The following is a 20,394-nucleotide window of genomic DNA, read 5'->3' as shown; positions in this document are numbered from 1 at the left end:
GTCGATGTGCTCACCGTGTCACGCGCTCCCCGAGGCCATGCCCGGGCTCGATCCGCCCCGCGAAGGAGGAGGCGAAAGCGAGCCCCGCCCGCTCGGAGGCGGAAGCGAGGCAGTCGTGAGCGACACCCCCGCGGCGTCGCCCGTATCCCGGGGGAACCGGAAGCGGAAGGTCGTCCCCTGGCCGCTCTCGGTGTCGAGCTCTATCCGGCCCGCGAGCCGCCGGCACTCGTGGAGCGCCACGCCGAGCCCGACGCCGCGGCCGGAGACGTCCGTGACCTGCTCGGTCGTGCTGAAGCCCGGCGCGAACAGCGCGGCCTCGAGATCGCACCGCGTCGCACCCGGCAATCCGACGGCCAAGGCCTTCTCGCGCACCCGCTCCCAGTCGATGCCCGCGCCGTCGTCGCCGATCTCGATGACGATCTCGTCCGCCGTGATCCGCGAGGCGAGCGTGAGCGTGCCCCTCGACGGCTTGCCCGCCGCCTCGCGCGCCTCCGGCCGCTCGATCCCGTGGTCCATCACGTTGCGCACGACGTGGCCCAGCGCCTGCCACATCCCGGCGAACCGCGGCGCGGGCAGCCGGACGCCCCCGGCGTCGATGCGGACCTCGGGCTTCGGCTTGCCGAGCTTCCGGGCCAGCGTCTCGGCCTGGTCCTTCATCCGGCTGAACCGCACCTCGGTCCGCTCGTCGCGGAGGGCCGTGATGGCCCGCTCGATCTCGGCGGGGTCGCGGCGCTGGCGCACCATGGCGAGCAGGGCATCGACCTCTTCATGGCCGACGTCGGCGCGCGAGGACTGCGCCGTCGACGCGAGCAGGACGCTCACGCGCCCCACGAACGCGAGCCACACGTCCCTCAGCGCGTCGATCTGCTCGTCGGACGGCAGCGCGCGCTCCTCGACGACGAAGCTCTCGATCTCGTGCGCCACCCTCGCCACGCTCGTCACGTCCCAGAGCCCGGCGTTCCCCTTGATCGTGTGCACGAGGCGCATCACCTCGTCCACCTCGCCGCTGGACCGCGCGCTCACCGCGTCGACGAGCTTCGTCGTGTCGTTGACGAAGCCGACGAGGCCGAGCCGGTCCTTCACGGCCCGCTCGAACACCTGGATGTACTCGTGCTGCTGCTCGGCCTCGCGCACGGAGGCGATCGTGGACGTGACGTCCGTGATCACCATCAGCGCCCCGTTGAACTGGCCCTCTCCCGACAGGATCGGCTTGAAGCCGAGCGCGAGGTAGCGGCCCTCGCGGTGCAAGGTCTTCGGGAGCTGATCGAGGACGACCTCGAGCGGGAGGAAGTCGTCGCAGGCCGCCTCCCACCCCATCCTGAGGAACGCGCAGGCCCGCGGATCGTGGCCGGCGATGCGATCGGCGAAGTGCTCGTCGCGCGCCGGTACGCCGAAGAGGCGCTCGAAGGCGGCGGAGTGCACGGGCTCCATCGTGCCGTCCCGGTGGATGGTCACGAGGGCCTGATCGACGTTGTCGAGGACGAGGCGCATCTCCCGGTTGCGCTTCTCGAGCTCCGAGGTCCGCTCGGCGACCGTGGCCTCGAGGTTCTGCCGGTGGCCCTCGAGGACCTCGTCGCGCGCCTGGATGCCCGCCAGCATCTCGTTGAAGGCGTCCGTCAGCGCCCCGAACTCGTCGTCGGCGGTCTTGCGGGCGCGCGTCGTGTAGTCGCGCGTCCGCCGGACGTGGGCCGCGGCCTCGCCGAGGACCTCGAGCGATCGGGAGATCCCCCGCACGAGGACCAGCGCCAGCGCGACCGACACGAGGAGCACGAACGCCGAGACAGCGACGCCGTCGCGCACCGTCCTCCGCGTGTCCGCCACCCTGGCCGCCGCGGCGCGCCGCATCCCGGAGATCGCCTCCTCCTCGATCGCGGCGAGCCCGTCGACGCGCCCCTGCTGCGCCTCGAACCACGCGTCGTGATCGATCGCCAGCGCCTCGTCGGTCGACCCGATCGCGGCGGCGCGCAGCTCGTCGGCGCGCCGCACGCGCGGGTTGGAGCGGGCGGCGTCGTAGAGCGCCCGCGCCGGCTCCGACGCGTTGGCGATGAACTCCTCGTGATAGAGCTGCTCCTCCGTCATCAGCGTCACGAGCGTCTTGAAGGCGCCCGGCTCGAACTGCGTGGACGCGAAGGCGTGCGCGAGCAGCGCGTGCTGGCGGCTGGCGCGCTCGGCGAACTCGTGGACGGCGACGATCGACTGGATGCTGCGCAGGAGCTCGCCCTCGTCGCTCAGCTCGGAGAGGCCGGCGTTGGCCCGGATGAGGCTCACGTTGATGCCGCCGAAGACCCTCAGCACGCTGTCGAGCGACACCGTCTTCGCGTCGGCCTGGCCCCGGAACGCGGCGAGCTCGCCGACCTTGGCGCGCCCCTCCGCGAGATCGCGGGCGAGCCGGCGCGGCAGCCCGGAGAGGTCGCGCGCGGCCAGGAACGCGTCGAGCTGGGCGAGGCTCTCGTCGGTCGCCGCCCGCGCGTCCCGGAGCTGGCCGCCGGCGCGCAGGAGCTCCGCCGCGCGATTGAGCGGCGGCGTGGCGTGGCGCTCGCCCTCGACGTCGGTCGTCTCCGGAGGACGGGCCTCCAGCCCCTCGACCAGCGCGGTCCACGCCCGCTCCTTCTGGAGGGCGTGCAGCGGCTGCGCCATGATCGAGGAGAGCTGCGCGAGGTCCTCGATCGAGCCTATCCCCGCCGCCCTCGCCGCCTGCTGCCGCGCGTCGCCGACGATCATCGACGCCAGCAGCAGGGCCCCCGCGACGGGGACGCCAGCGAGCGACCACAGCTTCAGTCGAATGGAAGCGCTACGCAATGTCGGCATGCCCCCGTACCCCCGGCGTGGCCCGCGCGGCGCGGCGCCCGCGCGCATCTCGTGTGCTTCGTGACGAGGGATCTCGCGCGAACGCCTGTCCCCCCGCGCGGCGCACTCAGCACGAGCCCCGGGCGAGCTGCCCCCCGCGCGCGGCGCGGAGGGTGCACGTGCTGCAGATGACGCAAGTGACGCAAGCGATGCAAATGACAATCAACACGTGCACACGTGGAGTCGTCATCAACGTTCGGCCGCACACCATGTACGCTCCCCTGATTCACGTTCTTTCCTGTTGTGATGTCTCACCCAGTTGTGGTGCACCGGAGCGTCACGGAGCGCGTCGAGTTCACGCCCGCCCTCGTGGCCGTGTATGCTACGCGTGAAGTTCGCGAGTCCGCAAGAGCGCGTGCGACGCCGGCTGGAGCCGCGACGAAGGCTCTGCGAACGGGGAGAAATCAATGATGATGGGTCGGAGTTCACTGCGGCGAGCGCGGACAGGTCGCCTCGCGCGCGCTTCGAGCGCAGCCGTCGGAGCAGTGCTCTTCACGGCATCTCTCGCGCACGCGCAGGGCCCTGGCGCCGGCGTCGCCCCGGCGCCCGCCGCGACCGGAGCGCCCCCCGCCGCGCCGGCCACGACTGGGGCGTCCGCCGCCGCGCCTGCCGCGACCGGAGCGGCCGCCGCCGAGCCCGCCACCGGCGCGGCCGCCGCCGAGCCCGCCACCGGCGCGGCCGCGGTGACCCACGCCGCTACCGGAGCGGCCGCCGCCGAGCCCGCCACCGGAGAAGATGCGATGGCCGCGCGGCTCGCCGCTGCGGAGAAGCGCTCGGCGGAGCTCGAGAAGCGCCTCGAGGCGCTCGAGGAGGCGCAGGCCGCGCCGGAGCACGACGACAACAAGGATCTCTTCCGGATCTACGGGTTCGTCGACGTCGGCGTCCAGCGCACATGGGTCCCGGAGAACTCGGGCCTCGCGGCCGCCCTCCCGCAGGCGAACGCCACGAACTTCGTCGTGGGGAACTTGAACCTCTACCTCGACGCGCAGCCGACCGATCACTTTCGCTTTCTCGGGGAGCTGCGGTTCACGACCGCTCCCGGCGGCTCCCCGGTCCAGGCGGACGCGGCGACGCTGCCGCCCGGCGTGGTGGGCAGGACGACCACGCAGCCGTACGGCACCTTCGACTCGACGGCGATCGCGATGGGCTCGCCGACCACCTATGGGGGGCTCGTCTCGATCGAGCGCGCCCACATCGACTGGACGCGCTTCAACCTCTTCAAGGTGCGCGTCGGGCAGTTCTTCACCCCGATCGGCATCTACAACGTCGACCACGGGAGCCCGGTGCTCATCACCGCCGCCATCCCCTATTTCATCACATCACGCCTGTTTCCCACGCGGCAGACCGGGATCATGATCTATGGCAGCACGTTCGCGGGCCCGTGGGAGCTCGGGTACAACGCGTACGTGAGCAACGGGCGCAACGAGGACGCGCCGTTCGCCTTCGACGACAACCGCGGGTTCGGCGGCCGCCTGCACGCCAGCTACGAGGACCCGGGCAAGATGGCGTTGAAGCTCGGGGCGTCGTTCATCGCGAGCAGCTCCCGCGACTGGGTCGCCGATTACAAGGTCGGAGAGTTCAACCCCGACATCCATGCGACGTGGTCGTTCCAGGAGTACACCGGGGCCGGCGACGTCTCGCTCGACATCGGGACCACCCGCCTGCGCGCGGAGGCGGCGGTCGTCCGCGTGGTCTACGACGAGGGAAAGCGCCAGGGGGGCTTCGGGGTCTACGCGCCGGACGCCTGGAAGACCTCCACGTACGCCGTGGCGGCGCACCGGCTCGATTTCCTGGACATGGAGCCGTTCGTCATCGGCGCCGCCCTGCACGCGCCCTTCTACGGGCACGACACCATGTTCCAGGTGGGCGGCGGCTTGAACTTCTACATCACCCCGGACGTCACACTCCGGACCCAGGTGCTGCGCACGATCATGACCGCCCTGCGCGATCAGCCCCCGGGGGTGCCGGAGATCGAGGACTTCCACACCACGAGCGCGCTCGCGCGTCTGATCCTGGCCTTCTGAGAGAGGTTCGACGCACCATGAAGCGTTACTCCCTGCTGCTCCTCCTGGCCCTGCTCGGCATGACCCCATCGGCCTCGTCCTTCGCGGTGGAGGACGAGATCGTCATCGTAGTCAACCAGACCAACCCCGCGCGGGCGGCGAGCCGCGACACCCTCCGCCCGATCTTCCAGACGACGCGCACCGAGTGGTCCGGCAGGTCGATGATGCCGGTGAACCTCCCCGAGGACTCCGCGCTGCGGAAGCGCTTCGACCTGGCGGTGCTGGGCCTCGATCCCGAGGGCGTCGCCCGCTACTGGATCGACAGGAAGATCCGCGGCGGCGAGCGGCCGCCGCGCAAGGTGGCGAGTCCGAGCGCCGTGCTCCGCGCCGTGGGCGAGGAGGAGGGTGGTATCGGCTACCTCCTTGCCAGCGACGTGAACCCCACCGTCAAGGTGATCGCGCGCATCCGCGACGGCCGGGTCTTGCCGCCGTGAGTCCGTGGAGAGAGGAACGAACGATGGTCATTCACCCGTCTCGCATCATGCCGCCCACCCGTCGCGGCGCCCTGGTCGTCGCCCTCGGCGCGATCTCCGCGGCGATGCTCGTGGGATGCTGGGATTCCGACCCCTGCGACCCGGGCCAGCAGGTCATCGGAAACGCGTGCTTCGCACCGTTCCCGCCGCCCGGCGTCACGAGCAGCGGAAGCGCCGTCGGCAGCGGCGGCAGCGATGCCACCAGCAGCGGCGCCACGGGCAGCGGCGGTAGCGACGCCACCGGCAGCGGCGGCAGCGGCGGCGCCACCGGCAGCGGCGGCGCCACCGGCAGCGGCGGCGCCACCGGCAGCGGCGGCGCCACCGGCGGCGGTGGTAACGGCGACGGTGGCGCCACGGGTAGCGGCGGTGCCAGCGGTACCGGCGGCGGCGGCCCCTAGAGCGACAAGCGGGTTGAAACCACGAGAAAAAGCAAGAATCTCACAGGGAGGCGGGGAGGCGGGGAGCGAGAGAGGGCAAGAGGGAGAAATTCATTTTTCTTCCTCCCCGCCTCCCCGCCTCCCTGTGAAAATTCTCCGGGGTTCAACATGATTGGTGTTCGAGACTGCGCGGCGCGGGTGCCGCGCGAGAGCGCTCAGAACAGGATCACCTTGCCATCGAGCGGAAGCGGGGACGAGTTCGAGAACACCAGCGAGCTCTCGTCGAAGTCGCCGCCCAGCGTGACGACCACCTCGCCCTTCAACGTCCGGAAAGCATAGCAGAACTGCTGTTTGCTGCCCCGGTACCGCCGCGCCACGTCGCTCGCGCGGCGCAGCTGCGGCAGCTCGGCGTGAAGCGCGATCTGGAACCGCGCGAGGCGGCTCTTCACCTTTCCCATGAGCTGATTGACGACCTCGCGCATCCAGTCGTCGACGCTGTCGAGCGCGGGCGGCAGCCCCGTCATCGCGCGAAACACGCCAGGGTGCGCCGACAAGGCCAGCAGGCCGGAGAAGCCGGGCGCGGAGAACTCGACCGTGCTCGCGGGATCGCTGTGAACGAGCGCCTCGTCGCGGCTCTCCCCGATGTCCGCAGGCGCTATGGCGACGCCGTAAAAGTGGAAGAGCTCCACGGTCGCGCCCTGAACGAGGACGTCGATGGTCCGCACCTTGCGCGATGAAGGAGACCTCGAAGCAGGCGACGGATCGCTGGACGGGCCGGAACGCCCAGGCCCGGAGGATGGCTGCCCGGATCGGGGCGGTGGGAGCGTGTCGCGACGCTCGGCGCCGGGGCGGTCAGGGATGCCGTGCCCTGACCGCAAGTCGGACTCACCCTCCGGTGTCGTGCTCCGCCGCCGCATGACAAACGCTCAACTTAGCTCATCTATCCCTCGAGGACCAATGCGGTCCTCGGACAGGACGTGCGAGCACGCGACGGCTTATCTATCACGCCTGATCACGCCTGACCACGCCTAACCACACGTAACCATGCACGTCAACGCTCGGCGACGTGTGAGCGCACACACTTTCTCTGCTCACCGGACGCCGCGCGTTGCGCTTTACAGGCGTGGCCGGCAGCGCGCGAAGCGGCGGGGTCCACGAGGAGATTGACATCAGCGAAAGTTCCAGGATTCCCTGATCGCCCGATGCTGAAGCGCAGAGATTTCCTTCGAGCCACGCTCGTCACCGCCGGCGCGCTGGTCGTCCCGGCCTGCGGCGATGATCCCGAGACGATCAACCCGCTCGACGACGAGCGCGAGCTCGCGGACGGCTCCGAGTACTTCCCCCAGTCGGTCGCCTCCGGCGATCCGCGCCCCGGCAGCGTCGTCCTCTGGACCCGCCTGCAGGACGGCGCAGCGGATCTCGATCTCGAGGTCGAGGTCGCGACCGACGCCGGGTTCGCGCGGCGGGTGGCGCTCGACGCCGGACAGGCGAAGGTGAAGGCGCTCGCGAGGCACGATCACTGCGTGAAGGTGAAGGTCCGCGGCCTCGCGGCGGGCACGGTCTACTACTACCGCTTCATCTACGTGAAGGGCGACACGAGCTACGCGTCTCGCGTGGGGCGCACCAAGACCGCCCCGGCCGAGGAGGCGGACGTCAAGGTCCGCTTCGCCTACGTGTCGTGCCAGGATTACGTGGGCCGGTACTACAACACCTACCTGGCGCTCGCCCAGGAGGAGCTCGATTTCTTCGTCCACCTCGGCGATTACATCTACGAGACGGACGGCGATCCGAGCTTCCAGAGCGCGACCGGGCGCCGCGTCGTCTTCACCGACGTGGCCGGCAGCATCTCCCTCGGTGAGGGCGACGGCGCCTACCACGCGGCGAGATCGCTCGACAACTACCGGGAGCTCTACAGGACATACCGCTCCGACGCGAACCTCCAGAAGGTCCACGAGAGCTTGCCGATGATCGCCACGTGGGACGACCACGAGTTCTCGAACGACTGCTTCGGCGCCACGGCCACCTATTTCGACGGCCGGCAGGACGAGACCGACGCGGACCGGCGCAAGGCCGCGAACCAGGCCTGGTTCGAGTACCAGCCCGTCGATTACGGCGACGACGTCGAGCTCGACCCGGACGCCTCGCTCCCGGACGAATTCCACATCTACCGCGACTTCGTGTTCGGCCGGCACGTCCACCTGGTGATGACCGATCTGCGCAGCTACCGGCCGGATCACCTCATCCCCGAGGACGCTTTCCCCGGCAGGGTCGCGCTCGATCAGCCGAAGCTCGTGGCCGAGCTCGGGGAGGTCCCCGCGGCCGCCCTGCCCTACGTGGACGTGGAGACCTACGGCGACGGCATCTATGCGCCGGTCCTCCTCGGGGCCGCGGAGACCGTGGGCTACGACCCCGCCGAGGTCACGGGGAAGATCAGCGTCGCCTTCATCAACGAGATCGTCGCCGCGGCGAACGAGGACCTGCCGGAGGACATGCAGATCCCCCTCATCGACGCCGCGGAAGCGGGCCTGGAGCGGGGCATCGCCTACGTGGATTTCGGCAAGCTCAACGCGTACGGCATGATCGGCACGCGCTACTTCATGGCCAAGGACCCCTTCGATATCTACGCTGCCATCCGCTACAAGGAGACGCAGGGCGCGAGCGAGGACGTGATGGGCGCCGAGCAAGAGGCCTGGTTCCTCGACACCATGGAAGGCTCGAAGGCGACCTGGAAGGTCTGGGGCAACGAGTACTGCCTCGTCCAGCTCGCCGTCGATCTCAGCCCCTATTCCCTCCCCGCCCAGTTCAAGCGCAGCTTCTACACGACCACCGACGCCTGGGACGGCTTCCGCAACAAGCGGGACGAGCTGCTCGAGAGGCTCGTCAGGCTGGGGGGCGTCGTGGCGATCACCGGCGACGTCCACGCCTTCTACGCTGGCACGCCCGGACCGAGCGGCGATCCAACGAAGAAGATCGTCGAGCTCGTGGGCGGCGCCGTCTCCTCGGCGTCCTTCCGCGAGATCCTGACGAGCCAGGTCTCGAGCGATCCAACGCTGCGCGGGCTCCCGGGCGCCGCGGCGCTCGCCCTCAGCATCGACACGCTGCTCACGTCGCCCGAGACGAAGATCAACCCGCACCTCGCCCACGCCAACAGCAGCGCCCACGGCTATGTGGTGGTCGAGGCGAGCGGGCAAGAGCTCGTCGCCGACATGCGGAGCATCAAGGCCTCCGAAGCGCAGACCGACTACTCGGGGAGGATCGGCGACCTGAAGATCAGCAGCAAGCGCTTCCGCGCCCTCCCCGGGGAGAGCGAGCTCTACCTGGACGACGGCGGCGCCTGGAAGCGCTGGGATCCCACGACGCAGGCGTGGGTCTGACGCCCGGCGGCCCGAACAGACCGTTCACGGCATCAGGTGGAGCATCGCCATCATCCCCAGATCCGCGTGGTCGAGGATGTGACAGTGGAACATCCACATGCCGGCGCGATCATCGAACGGAATGGCGATCCGCACGGCCTTTCCAGGCACGAGGTTGACGGTATCGCGCCATGCGCGCACGGGCGGCTCGGCGCCGTCGATGTCGAGCACCTGAAAGAAGAACCCGTGCAGGTGGAACGGGTGATCGTAGTTGGTGGTGTTCGTCAGCGTCCAGATCTCGACCGTGTTCGTCTTCGCAGAGAACATGAGAGAGCCGTCCGTCTGGCCGTTGATCCCGAGCACCGCTCCGTCGGTATCGCCCTGCTCCATGAACTCCACCGCCTGTCGTTGCGCGCCCGCGGTGTCGATCGAGGCGATCTCGGCCAGACGCTCGGGAAGCGGCGGCGCGCCGCGCCCCGGGGGCTCGTCGGCCAGCTCGAGACGCATGAGATCCTTGGGCTTCTCTTCGCTCGGCAGGTGGAATCGATTCGCGTCGAGGAGCGGGATCACCACCGACTGGCCCTCGACGGGCAGCATGGTGAGCTCCGCGCGCTCCCCCGGGGCGAGCCTCACCTCGTCCACGGGTAGCGGGCGCTCCGAGAGACCCCCATCTCCGCCGACGAGCACGAGCGGCTGGTCCGGCACGGCGAAGCGGAAGTAGCGGCTGCGCGCGGCGTTGACCACCCGCCAGCGCTGCGGAACCCCCTCCCGCGCCGCGACCGTCGGCACGATCTTCCCGTTGACAAGGACCCTCGAGCCCTCGCGCCCGAAGTAATCGCCGAACCATCCGCTCTCGTCGGCGGGGGTGAGCGAGCCGTCTTCCTCGATGCCGATGTCGCTCATCACGAGCAGCAGCTCGTCGCCGAGCGGCGCCTCCTCGGCATCCTCGACCACGAACGCGCCGTAGAGGCCCGCACCGACCTGGGCGCTCGAGCGAAGGTGAGGGTGGTACCAGAACGTGCCGGCGTCCGGCACGGTGAAGGAGTACTCGAAGCCCTCGCCCGGCTCGATGGGCTTCTGCACGTGCTGCGTCCCATCCATGGCCGCCGGCACGCGCAGACCATGCCAGTGGACCGTCGTCGCCTCGGGAAGGTGGTTCTGGAGCTTCACCACCACGCGGTCGCCCTTCTTCGCGCGGATCGTCGGACCGGGGAGCATCCCGTTGTAGGTCCAGACCTCGGTCGTGAGCCCCGGGACCACCTCGATCGCGGCCACCCTGGCCTCGAGGTGCACCTCGACAACGTCGGGCGCGGGGTCGTGATCCTCGGCGTCCGGCAGCCGCAGCGCGTCGTCCCAGCCCGCCGGCTGCCGGAGGTCCGGCGGCGCCTCTTCCACGCCGCAGCCCGTGAGCAGGATCACGAGCGACAGGATCACCGCCATCTCTCCGGCAAAGCGTGCCGAGGACACGCATCCTTTGCGCCTTGCGCGGGGCAAGGCGCATCCGATCCAGCGCATGCGCCGCCCTCTGCAAGGCGCGATCCCTCACGCGGGAGCCGACCTGTGGGTTGTGTGGGGTGACCCCGCGGGCCGTGGAGCGAGCCGCGCCGCGGGGCTGCGCGGCGCGGGCTACCGCCCGAACGCGCCGATCGTGAGGCTCGCGCCGTCGTTGCGCGCCCTGGCCTGCTGGTGCGGCGTGTACTGGTGCTCGACCGGCGGGAGGCCGTCGAGCGAGGCGCCAGCGCCGATGAGCGGCGCGCTCGCGGCGGGCATGAAGTCGTGGTCTGCCGCGGAAGCGAACGCCGGATCGACGCCGAAGATCGAGTCGTCCAGGCCGTCCACCTGCCCGATCACCTTCACCACCTCCCGGACGGGATCGAACGGCAGCCACCCGTTCGTCACCCAGTTCCCGGACAGGGTGAGGGCCCCGGCGGCCACGCCGTCGCGGTCCCCGAGGAAGGTGACCGCGCGGAGCTCGGTCGGCTCCAGGCTGCTGGCGAACACGTTGTTGCGGGCGTCGATCCGCTCGTCGTTGGTCGAGGCCTCGAACATCGCCGAGCGATCGTAGTCGTCGTAGTTGTCGTTCTTGACGAAGACGGTGTTGGAGAAGAAGTGGAGCGTGCCCTTCCTGTAGTACTCGGTCTGCCCGCTGTCCCCGCCGTAGTGGATCATGGACGCGCCGTAGCCGTTGCGCAGGAGCACGTTGCCGTAAATGAACGTCTCGTGGAACGACGGCAACGCGACCGAGTCGGTCGCCTCCTGCGCGTCGACGAGGTCGATCAGGTGGGCGCCGTCCTCGATCCAGTTGTACCGGATGACGACGCCGGCCGAGCGCTCCTTGATGTTGTTGCCGTGGCCGCCGCGCGTGGGACCGAAGCGGTTGAACTGGTAGATGACGTTCGAGGCCTCGTTGTAGACGTTGTGCTCGTTGTAATCATCCATGCCGTTGTCGTGGATGTAGTTGGATTCGATGAGCACGTTCGTGGTCAGGATATCCCCACCGGCCGTGCCGATGAAGAGGCCATTGGCGTTCTCGTGCACCTCGCAGGCGCGGATGGTCACGTGATCGCCGCGCTCCACGAAGATGCCAGCCGCGTTGCCCGAGTAGGCCACCCCCGACCCCGCCTTGTCGGTGAAGCGGTGGGGGGGCGCTGCGTTCTTGATCTCGAGCCCCTCGATCGTGATGTGGGTGGGCTCGAGCTCCCACGCGTCGTCGTGCTTGTGCCCGACGATGATGAGCCCCCGCACCTGGTGGCCGTCGAAGGGGAAATCGAGCTCGGGCCGGGTGGTCGCGTCCTGACCATCGATCACCGGCAGCTCGCCGTTCGGCCCCGGGACGCCACAGAGCCGGATCGGTTGCTCGGCCGTCCCCTGGCCCCCGAGCATGATCTTCTCGTGGTACCCCTCGGCACGCCAGAAGACGCGCACCGTGTCGCCGGCGACGAGCGATTCAAGCGGGACGTCGCCGATCGCCTCGAACTCCTTGCCAGGGCCGACCTGGTAATCCCTGCCGCTTCCGACGTGGCTGCAATCGACGTGGATCGGCGGAATGTTCACGACGGGCGGAGGGAGCGGCGCCGGACCGCCCCGGCCATACGTCGGCTCGCCAAGCTCGCCGGTGCAACCGGCGGCGAGGAGCAACCCGGTCACGCAAGCTCGAACCCTCACAGAATTCTCCACGATATGGGCCATAAAAGCTCCATTGTAATTTTACAGACCGCGAGGCCTTCTCGCCTCAGTGCGGCAAGATGACACGTCGATGCACTTTGTCATGCGCCCGGACATTGCTGTTGTCGCATCTTCCGCCCCCAAGGTAGTAGGATGTAATCCAGATTCGCGCCGGATGCCGCTTTCGCGAAAGGCTCGCCGACGGGGCGTTCGTTACGTTCGTTACATCAAACCATCTTCCTTACATCGAACCATCGATGACAACGGCGCTCCTGTGAGAAGAAGTCGAGCCGCCGAGGACGCCAAGAAGGGATTTTTCTCGCATCTCTGAGGGCTCCTGGGGTCCTGTCGGTTCTCTTCGATCAACGGCCCCTCGCTTCATTCGAGACGATGACGTAGGGTATGCACAGGGTGCATGAGCTCCATGCGGCCCGTGAGCTGGATCCCACCGATGCGTTCGTCGATTATCCACGATGGATGGAAGCCCCGGTTCAGCGATCGCTCGATGCCAATCCCCGGCGGACGGCGAACACGCGGCACAGCGTGGCTCGATGATTCCCGGGAGGCGGGAGGATCGCGTCGAGGCCCCTGCGATCCAGCCCGCTGTGTTCAGCGACCGCGCGAGGAGTGAAGCCATGAAGCGAACAGAGCCCGACGGCGTGAACCCCCTCGACGTCCTCGATAGATTCACCGCGCCAGGGGGGCGCGCGACGGCGCTCGCCGGCGCGATCGTCCTCGCGGCGTCCCACCTGCTCTCGGGCTGCGTCGGCGACCTCGGAGGCGACCGCGGCGGGTCGCCGAGCGCGAGCGGGCTGGTCGACGTCGCTCCAGCGGGGATGCGCCGGATGACGCCGGAGCAGTTCACGAGCTCGATGCGCGACCTGTTCGGCGATCCGGGGCTCGAGCTCGACCTCGACCCGGACGCGGGAGAGGTCGCCTCGCTCCTCGCCGTCGACAAGCTCAACGCCGCGGCGGAGGCGATCGTCGCGCGGCGCGCGTCGTGGGGGACGCCGGTGTTCCCGTGCGACACGAGCGGCGCGGACGACGAGGCGTGCGTGGACGGCTTCGTGCGGGCGTTCGGGCGCCGCGCCTTCCGGCGCACGCTCGACGAGGCCGAGGTCGCGATGCTCAAGGGCCAGTACGCCCGGGCGCGGAAGGAGCAGTCGTTCGAGGACGCCCTGCTCGTCGTGCTCGAGACCATGATCCAGTCGCCCTACGTCTATTACTTCGTCGAGCTCGGCCGCGACGGGGACGGGAGCGAGCCGCTCGCCTCCGGCGTCCGTCCGCTCACGGGCTTCGAGCGGGCGTCGCGCCTGTCGTATTTCCTCTGGAACACGACGCCGGACGACGCGCTGCTCGACGCCGCGGAGTCCGGCGCGCTCGACACGGCGGAGGGCGTGCGCGCGCAGGCGGAGCGGCTCCTCTCGAACGACCGCGCCCGCGCCACGGCGAGGCGCTTCTTCGCCGATTGGCTGGAGCTCGACGGCACGAACAAACACGCCTCGCTCGAGAGCGCGCCGAAGAGCCCCGCGATCTATCCCGAGGATTCACCCGCGCTGCGCGCCGCCATGCGCGCCGAGCTCGAGGCCCTCGCGGAGCGCGTGCTCTTCGAGGGGGACGGCAGGTTCGAGACGTTGCTCACGACGACGGACGCCTACGTGAACGGGCCCCTCGCCGCGCTCTACGGGGTGGAGGGCCCCGCCGACGAGCGCACGTTCGCGTGGGTCTCCCTCCCCCGCGATCAGCGCGCGGGGATCTTCACGCGGGCGGCCTTCCTGAGCGTGTTCGGCAGCCTCGAGGTCAAATCGCCGATCCGCCGCGGCGCGTACATCCTGGAGCAGGTGCTCTGCCGCCCCCTCGGCCCGCCGCCCCCCAACGCGAGCGACGTGCCGGTCAAGGGCGGAGCCGTCGAGGAGAACGGCGAGGTGGTGCACAGGACGATCCGCCAGGACGTCGAGGCCAAGACGTCGAGCGGCGCCTGCGCGAGCTGCCACAGGACCATCAACCCGATCGGCTTCGCGTTCGAGCATTACGACGCGCTCGGGCGATGGCAGTCGCAGGAGGCGGGCGGGGACGCGCAGGCACCCTACCTGCTCGACATCGACGCACGCGGCGGCCTCCCCGCGCTCCCTCCGGACGAAGAGGGCGTGGAGGTCGACGGCGGCGTCGGGATGTCGGCGGCCCTCGCGGCGAGCCCCGCGGCGCGCGCCTGCCTCACGAAGCGCTTCTTCCAGACGGCGCTCCGGCGCGTCCCGATCGACCAGGATCTCGCGTCGATCGAGGCGGCCACGCCGACGCCCGAGAGCGGCGGCAGCGTGCGTGATCTCATCGTCTCCCTCACGACCAGCAACGCCTTCTTGCACCTGCGCCAGATCGAGGAGTGAACCCATGAGCCGCGCCGCTTTCAGCCGAAGGAATTTCCTCCGCACCGCGACCGGTCTGTGCATCGCCCTGCCGCTGCTCGAGGCAACCCATGGGGACCTCTGGGCCGCGAACGGCAGGGCCAGGCGGTTCATCGTGTTCTTCAGCCACGGCGGCACGATCACGTCTCGCCACTCCTCCGGGGAGAAGGGGGATCCCTGGAAGCCGGGCGCCTGGAGCATGCTCGACCTCTGGGCGCCCGGCGGCGAGGGGTCGGCGCTCGAGGTCCTCGGCGAAGAGATGGCTCCGCTCGAGGCCCACAAGGGCGACCTCACCCTGCTCCGCGGCGTCGACGACGCCGCCGGGATGCTCCAGGGAGACTACGGCGGGCACCACGGCTGCTCCAACGCGACCGTGCTCACCTGCGCCGATACGACCTCGGGAGGCGACGACGCCAGGGCGCTCGGCCCATCGATCGATCAGGTGATCGCGCAGCGGCTCGCCAGCGAGAGCCCGGCGCCGTTCTCGTCGATCGATCTCATGGTCGACGGACACAACTACGGAGAGCCGCTGTACAACGCGGCGGGCGAGCAGGTGTCCAGCGAGAAGGACCCGACGAGCGCCTTCGACCGGCTCTTCCAGGACGTCACGGAGACAGCGTCGGGTCCGACGCCCGAACAGCTCCGGCTCCGCGCCCACCGGAAGAGCGTGCTCGACGGCGTGAGCGAGCACCTCGCTGCCCTGAAGGGGCGCGTGAGCGCGGCCGACAGGCACCTGCTCGACGCGCACGCCGAGCACATCCGGAGCCTGGAGAAGAAGCTCGAGGGCATCTCCAACCTGGCGGCCTGCACGAAGCCGGATGTCGGCGGAGCGCCCGTGTACAAGGGATACGGCTCCTACACGGGAGGGGGAATCGAGGAGGCCGCACCCCTGCTGGTCGACGTCCTCCTGCATGCGTTCCGGTGCGGTCTCACGCAGGTGGCCACCTTCCAGGTGGCCGACGTCCTGACGAGCTGGCTGCCCCAGCCCTACAGCACCGACCTCGGCCACAGCCTCGGCCACGCCGCCCTCGACGTCGGCCCGAGCGGCGCGGAGCCCGACAGGCTCGAGGACTGGCGCGCGACGATCCTCGCGAACCGCACCTGGCGTATGGAGCTCTTCGCACGCCTGCTCGAAGGGCTGAAGAGCACGCCCGAGGGCGACGGCACGATGCTCGACAACAGCGTCGTGCTCTTCACGAGCGAGTTCGGGTGCGGCGGCGGGCACTCGCCCCGCGATATCCCCGTCCTTCTCGCCGGCAAGGCGGGCGGCAGGTGGCCGGGCGGCCGCCACGTCAACTACAACAAGCGCGCGAGCGCGGATCCCACCCAGTCCGAGTACGAGACCGACGCCTCGATGCACAACGTCTACACATCGATCCTGCGCGCCTTCGGCTACGAAGACGAGCACTTCGGGAACGACACGGCGTACAGGAAGGGCCCGCTCGCGGAGCTGCCGTGAGAGGCGCATGCGGCGCCTTCAGCGCGCCCCGCTGCTGGGAAGCTCCGCGGCCCCGGAGAAGGCAGGGTTGTCGCGCCTCGGGGGCAGCTTGCTCATCGCCCGCTCCGCCATGGCGGTGATGGTGAGCGACGGGTTCACGCCCAGGTTCGACGGCACCATCGAGCCGTCGACCACGTAGAGGCCCTCGTGGCCGAACACCTGGTTGCGCTCGTCGATCACCCCGCGCTCGGGGCTCTCGGCGATGGCGCAGCCGCCGAGGATATGCGCCGTGGTCGGCACGTTGAGCACCGCTTCGTTGATGGCGTTGCGCGGGGTGCCGTCCATCAGCACGGCCAGCCGCTTGCCGACCTCGTTGGCGACGGGGATGTACGCTGGAGGCTTCGGCTGGTCGGGCGGCCTGCGGGTCGTCATGCCGCCGCGTTTCCAGACGAGCTGCATGTAGTTGTCCAGCGTCTGCATCACGAGGAGGATCGTGGAGCGCCGGGCGAAGTTGAACGGCAGGAGCCCCGAGATCAGGTCGATGGGGTGGAGCAGCCGCCGCCCCAGCCAGCGCAGCCAGCGCGGCAAGCCCGGCGCGTCGTCGGTGAGCACCGTGCCCAGCGCGCCCATCACGTCCGAGCCGGCGGGGTAACGCACCGGCTCGATGTGCGTGCGCGCGTCGGGGTAGATACCGCTCGTGATCGCGATGCCGCGGGAGTAATCGACCCGATCGTCGCTGGCCGTCACCCCGAGGATGACCTCGCTGTTGGTCCGCACGTAATGGCCGAGCTGCGGGGAGAGATGGGGTAACCGGCCCTCGGCCCTCGCCTTCAGCAGGAGCTTCACCGTGCCGAGCACGCCGGCGCTGAGCACCACCGCCCGCGCCCGGAGCGCGCGTCGGCGCTTCCTGAGCAGCGCGGTCGAGCGCTCCAGGGTGAGCTCGTAGCCGCCGCCCGGGAGCGCGTCGATGGCGGTGACCATCGTCTCGGGCTGGATGGTGCAGCCCTTCTTCTCGGCCAGATAAAGGTAGTTGAGGTCGAGCGTGTTCTTGGCGCCGAAGCGGCAGCCCACCATGCATCCGCCGCAGTGGACGCACGTGGCGCGATCGGGCCCCTCGCCGGCGAAGAACGGGTCCGGCACGCGCTGCCCTTCCTGCTCGCCCTCCCTCGCGAAGAGGACACCCACGTTCGCGACGTGGAACGTGTCCCCCCGGCCCATCTCGTCGGCGATCTGCCGGAGCTGCCGGTCGGCCGGCCAGAGCTTCGGGTTCGCGGTCACGCCGAGCATGCGCTTCGCGAGCTCGTAGAAGGGCATCAGCTCGTCGCGCCAGCTCGTGCCGGCCGGCCAGCCGGGGCTGGTGAAGGCCTCGGGCGGGGGCACAAGCAAGGTGTTGGCATAGACCAGCGAGCCGCCGCCCACGCCCGCGCCCGAGAGGATGAGCGTGTCCCTGAGCGGCGTCAGCCGCTGGATGCCGTGACAGAGCAGCCTGGGCGCCCAGAGGAACTTCCGTACATTCCAGTTGGTCTTCGGAAAATCCTCCTTGCGCCAGCGCTTGCCGCACTCGAGCACGGTGACGCTGTAGCCCTTCTCGGCGAGGCGCAGCGCGGAGACGCTGCCGCCGAAGCCCGAACCCACGATGGCGAAGTCGACGTCGAAATCCATGCCACCCGCTTCTCGAGGCGGAGTATGGCCCGTTCGGTCTCTCGAGCCCACCGGCGGACGCGCCTCGCGCCTCGCGCCTGCAGCGAGGCGGAGCGCCGGCTCGGCTGGATCATCGGCCAGCACCACGCCCACCTCATCCCGCGCGGGCTGCCGGGCGAGGGCAATCTCCTCGTCTTCGACAACGGGGGCTGGGCCGGCTACGGCTCCGCGGCGCCCAGGACTACGCCGCCGAGGCGGATTTCTGCGTCGCGCCCACGGAGGGGAGCGAGGCGCAGAGATGATCGGCGTCAGGCGGACCTGCGCGCGGGCGCCCACGCGCTCGGCGCGCTCCCGTGCGCCTCACGGCGCGGCGAGCTGGCCTCGTCGGTCGCCGCGCGGAGCGAGGAGCGCGCGCTGCTGGTGACCGGCGGGGCGCCCGCGGGGGCGTGGGAGGCGCTGCGCGTGGCGGCGGCCGAGCCCGGAGGCGGGGAGGCGTCGGCGGCCCTTCTGTGGGGCGCGTGGCGGCCTGCTCCCGACGAGCGCGCGGTCGCCCGCGGCGGCGGCGCGGAGCCGGAGCGCCGCGACTCGACCGCGGCGCGCCGGGAGGGGTGAGCGCCCGGCTCCGAGCCCTCCAGCGGCTGCGCGCCATCCGGAGGCGCGGCGTCCCCCCACCGGTCGTCCCAGGCCTCGATCCTCGCATCCGCCAGCTGGCGCGCGACCGCCTCGAAGAGACGATCGAACGCGGAGCGCTGGGTCTGGTCGCGGGCCGTGCGGTCCCGCTCCCCCGCTGGATGGGGGAGGAGAAGGATTGAAGCTATCCGGAAGTGAAGGCCAAAGGCGAGCACGACCTCGGATGCCCCAGCCGATCCTCGACGGCCCGCGCCTCCTCTCGGAAATTCCCCCGCGCCCGAGCACGCCGCAGGGGCTGCCGCAGCGACCGCGGCGACCCTCGCAAGAAATAAGGATTCCCGCCTCATACCCGTACGTACCCCGAGCGTTCTCGTTCGGCTCAACGAAAACGCCGCGGCAACCCCGGCGGAAGTTTCTTGTCAGGAGCTCTTCCTTTGTGGCGGCGAGGCGGTCCGCGGGAGAAGAGGGAGCGCAGCACGACGATGACATTCCGTGTCTGCCGGAGGTCGCGGACGGCGCAGCCGACGGTACACGGCTCGTTGAGGCTCATCACACCTCCGATGGATCGGCGAACGCTGAAACGGCTCCCTTTTCCGTGTCCTCGACCTCCTGGTTCCGTCCGCCAGAGGTCCGGCGAGAGATTTCAACGCAAAGACGCAAAAAAAAAAGAAGAAGCAGACTATGTCACTCTTGCGTCTTTGCGCCCTTGGCGTCTTTGCGTCAACTTCTCGCTTCGTTCGCGAGACAGATCCCTGGCGGGATTGCTGACACGCGGAACTAGCGACAGATACCCGTGACGCAGTTCTGCCCCTCGGCGCAGGCGGTGCCGCACGCTCCGCAGTTGCTCTCATCGTTGCTGAGATTCACGCATCGATTACCGCAGTACGCCAGCCCCGCATTGCACGTGCACTCGCCAGCGGTGCAGAACGAGCCGCCGCCGCATGTGTTGCCGCACGCCCCGCAGTTGAACTGATCGAGGTTCGTGTTGACGCAAAGCGGATCGCAGTAGGTCTGCCCCGCCAGCGGGCATGTGCAGGCGCCGGCCTGGCAGGTCGAGCCCGCTTTGCAGGTGGTGCCGCAAGCCCCACAGTTCATGCTGTCCGTCTGCGTATCGACGCACGCGGGATCACAGAACGTCTGGGTCGGGGGACACGGAGGTTCGCTGGCCCCACCCTGTCCCCCCGAACCGTCGAGGCCACCTTGCCCTCCCGCGCCGCCAGTGCCGCCCGCGCCGCCGTCACCGCTCCCGCCTTGCCCTCCGGCCCCCCCGAGCCCCCCCGCGCCGCCGGTGCCACCCGCGCCGCCGTCCCCGTTCCCGCCTTGCCCTCCGGCCCCCCCGAGCCCCCCCGCGCCTCCATCACCGCTCCCGCCTTGCCCTCCAGCGCCCCCGAGCCCCCCCGTGCCCCCCTGCACGTCTCCACCACTCCCCGCGTTCCCGCCGGTAGCGCTACCGGTGCTCGTGGTGGTGGAGCCTGACGTGGCGCTCGTCTCCTCCTGGGTGCTCTCGCCACCGCTACATCCGACCATCGGTGCCGAACAGACGGCCACGCCCGCCAGCCAACCCAGGATCCCCATGTTCACGCGCGCACGATGCATGTCGTCCTCCAGATGTAAGAGGTAAGTGGGGTCGTGCCAACATCATCGCTTGCTCTGGGCAGCTTCGACGACTCCCATGGACCGCTGTCGCTGCGGACGGCGCGCGCGGCTCAGCTTTTTCTCATCTCGGGTCCGAAAAGGACACATGAGCCTCAACACCGGCCGACCGGCCCCGTCCTTCGCAAGGCGTAGAGGCGCTCGACTCCCACGCTTGCGACACCACGACGGCATCGGTCCACGATCAGGGTCGGCGACGCACATGCGGCGATGGGCGCGGCGCCTGGCGCAGGCTTGGCTCCCTCTCGCGATTCGGCAGCATCGTGGCGGCCACCGTGCGTGCCCGGGCGGGGATCCCCAGAGCTCGAGCATGGCCTGCTGAGCAGCGCGCAGTGCTACTCCTCAGCCATTC

Annotated in this window: 13 protein-coding genes; 7 read left to right on the top strand and 6 right to left on the bottom strand. The window is 69.8% G+C overall.

Annotated elements, in window-relative coordinates:
• Positions 1-18: 18 nt before the first annotated feature.
• A complete protein-coding gene (locus WMF44_RS04490; RefSeq protein ID WP_437297882.1) occupies positions 19-2,808 on the bottom strand; it encodes a nitrate- and nitrite sensing domain-containing protein in 2,790 nt (929 codons plus the stop codon).
• Between the two features lie 524 nt (positions 2,809-3,332).
• Between WMF44_RS04490 and WMF44_RS04485 the strand changes: the two genes are divergently transcribed.
• The 3 genes from WMF44_RS04485 to WMF44_RS04475 are packed head-to-tail and all read left to right on the top strand — an operon-like array spanning position 3,333 to position 5,781.
• On the top strand, positions 3,333-4,871 hold the full coding sequence (locus tag WMF44_RS04485) for a hypothetical protein (protein WP_437297881.1): 1,539 nt from the start codon (positions 3,333-3,335) through the stop codon (positions 4,869-4,871).
• A 17-nt stretch (positions 4,872-4,888) separates the two neighbouring features.
• Entirely contained in the window at positions 4,889-5,344 is a 456-nt protein-coding gene (locus WMF44_RS04480; RefSeq protein ID WP_437297880.1) for a hypothetical protein, read from the top strand.
• A gap of 47 nt (positions 5,345-5,391) precedes the next feature.
• Positions 5,392-5,781, top strand: coding sequence for a hypothetical protein (locus WMF44_RS04475; protein ID WP_437297879.1), 390 nt, complete (start codon positions 5,392-5,394; stop codon positions 5,779-5,781).
• 194 nt (positions 5,782-5,975) lie between these two features.
• Here the strand turns inward: WMF44_RS04475 and WMF44_RS04470 are convergent, their stop codons facing one another.
• Positions 5,976-6,485, bottom strand: a complete 510-nt coding sequence (locus WMF44_RS04470) for a chemotaxis protein CheX (protein WP_437297878.1) — start codon at positions 6,483-6,485, stop codon at positions 5,976-5,978.
• A 477-nt stretch (positions 6,486-6,962) separates the two neighbouring features.
• Here WMF44_RS04470 and WMF44_RS04465 point away from each other — a divergent pair, with 477 nt between their 5' ends.
• On the top strand, positions 6,963-9,134 hold the full coding sequence (locus WMF44_RS04465) for an alkaline phosphatase D family protein (protein ID WP_437297877.1): 2,172 nt from the start codon (positions 6,963-6,965) through the stop codon (positions 9,132-9,134).
• A 24-nt stretch (positions 9,135-9,158) separates the two neighbouring features.
• Here the strand turns inward: WMF44_RS04465 and WMF44_RS04460 are convergent, their stop codons facing one another.
• Both WMF44_RS04460 and WMF44_RS04455 read right to left on the bottom strand, forming a co-directional pair.
• On the bottom strand, positions 9,159-10,580 hold the full coding sequence (locus tag WMF44_RS04460; protein WP_437297876.1) for a multicopper oxidase family protein: 1,422 nt from the start codon (positions 10,578-10,580) through the stop codon (positions 9,159-9,161).
• Positions 10,581-10,739: 159 nt separating this feature from the next.
• Positions 10,740-12,278 carry a right-handed parallel beta-helix repeat-containing protein gene (locus WMF44_RS04455; RefSeq protein ID WP_437297875.1) on the bottom strand — a complete coding sequence of 513 codons (1,539 nt, stop codon included), beginning with the start codon at positions 12,276-12,278 and terminating at the stop codon, positions 10,740-10,742.
• 635 nt (positions 12,279-12,913) lie between these two features.
• Here WMF44_RS04455 and WMF44_RS04450 point away from each other — a divergent pair.
• Positions 12,914-14,662 carry a DUF1592 domain-containing protein gene (locus tag WMF44_RS04450; protein WP_437297874.1) on the top strand — a complete coding sequence of 583 codons (1,749 nt, stop codon included), beginning with the start codon at positions 12,914-12,916 and terminating at the stop codon, positions 14,660-14,662.
• 4 nt (positions 14,663-14,666) lie between these two features.
• Complete coding sequence (locus WMF44_RS04445; RefSeq protein ID WP_437297873.1) at positions 14,667-16,139, top strand: DUF1552 domain-containing protein; 1,473 nt, start codon at positions 14,667-14,669, stop codon at positions 16,137-16,139.
• An 18-nt stretch (positions 16,140-16,157) separates the two neighbouring features.
• Here WMF44_RS04445 and WMF44_RS04440 read toward each other — a convergent pair whose 3' ends face one another.
• Entirely contained in the window at positions 16,158-17,780 is a 1,623-nt protein-coding gene (locus WMF44_RS04440) for a GMC oxidoreductase (protein ID WP_437297872.1), read from the bottom strand.
• 24 nt (positions 17,781-17,804) lie between these two features.
• Between WMF44_RS04440 and WMF44_RS04435 the strand changes: the two genes are divergently transcribed.
• Positions 17,805-18,371, top strand: a complete 567-nt coding sequence (locus WMF44_RS04435; RefSeq protein WP_437301710.1) for a hypothetical protein — start codon at positions 17,805-17,807, stop codon at positions 18,369-18,371.
• A gap of 795 nt (positions 18,372-19,166) precedes the next feature.
• Here the strand turns inward: WMF44_RS04435 and WMF44_RS04430 are convergent.
• Positions 19,167-19,916, bottom strand: coding sequence for an MXAN_6577-like cysteine-rich protein (locus tag WMF44_RS04430; protein ID WP_437301529.1), 750 nt, complete (start codon positions 19,914-19,916; stop codon positions 19,167-19,169).
• Positions 19,917-20,394: the final 478 nt, after the last annotated feature.

Origin of the sequence: Sorangium sp. So ce426 (genome assembly GCF_051475585.1) — a bacterium.
Lineage (GTDB): Bacteria > Myxococcota_A > Polyangia > Polyangiales > Polyangiaceae > Sorangium > Sorangium cellulosum_B.
Note: the sequence above shows the minus strand (reverse complement) of the source record. Positions and strands in the feature narration are given on the sequence as shown.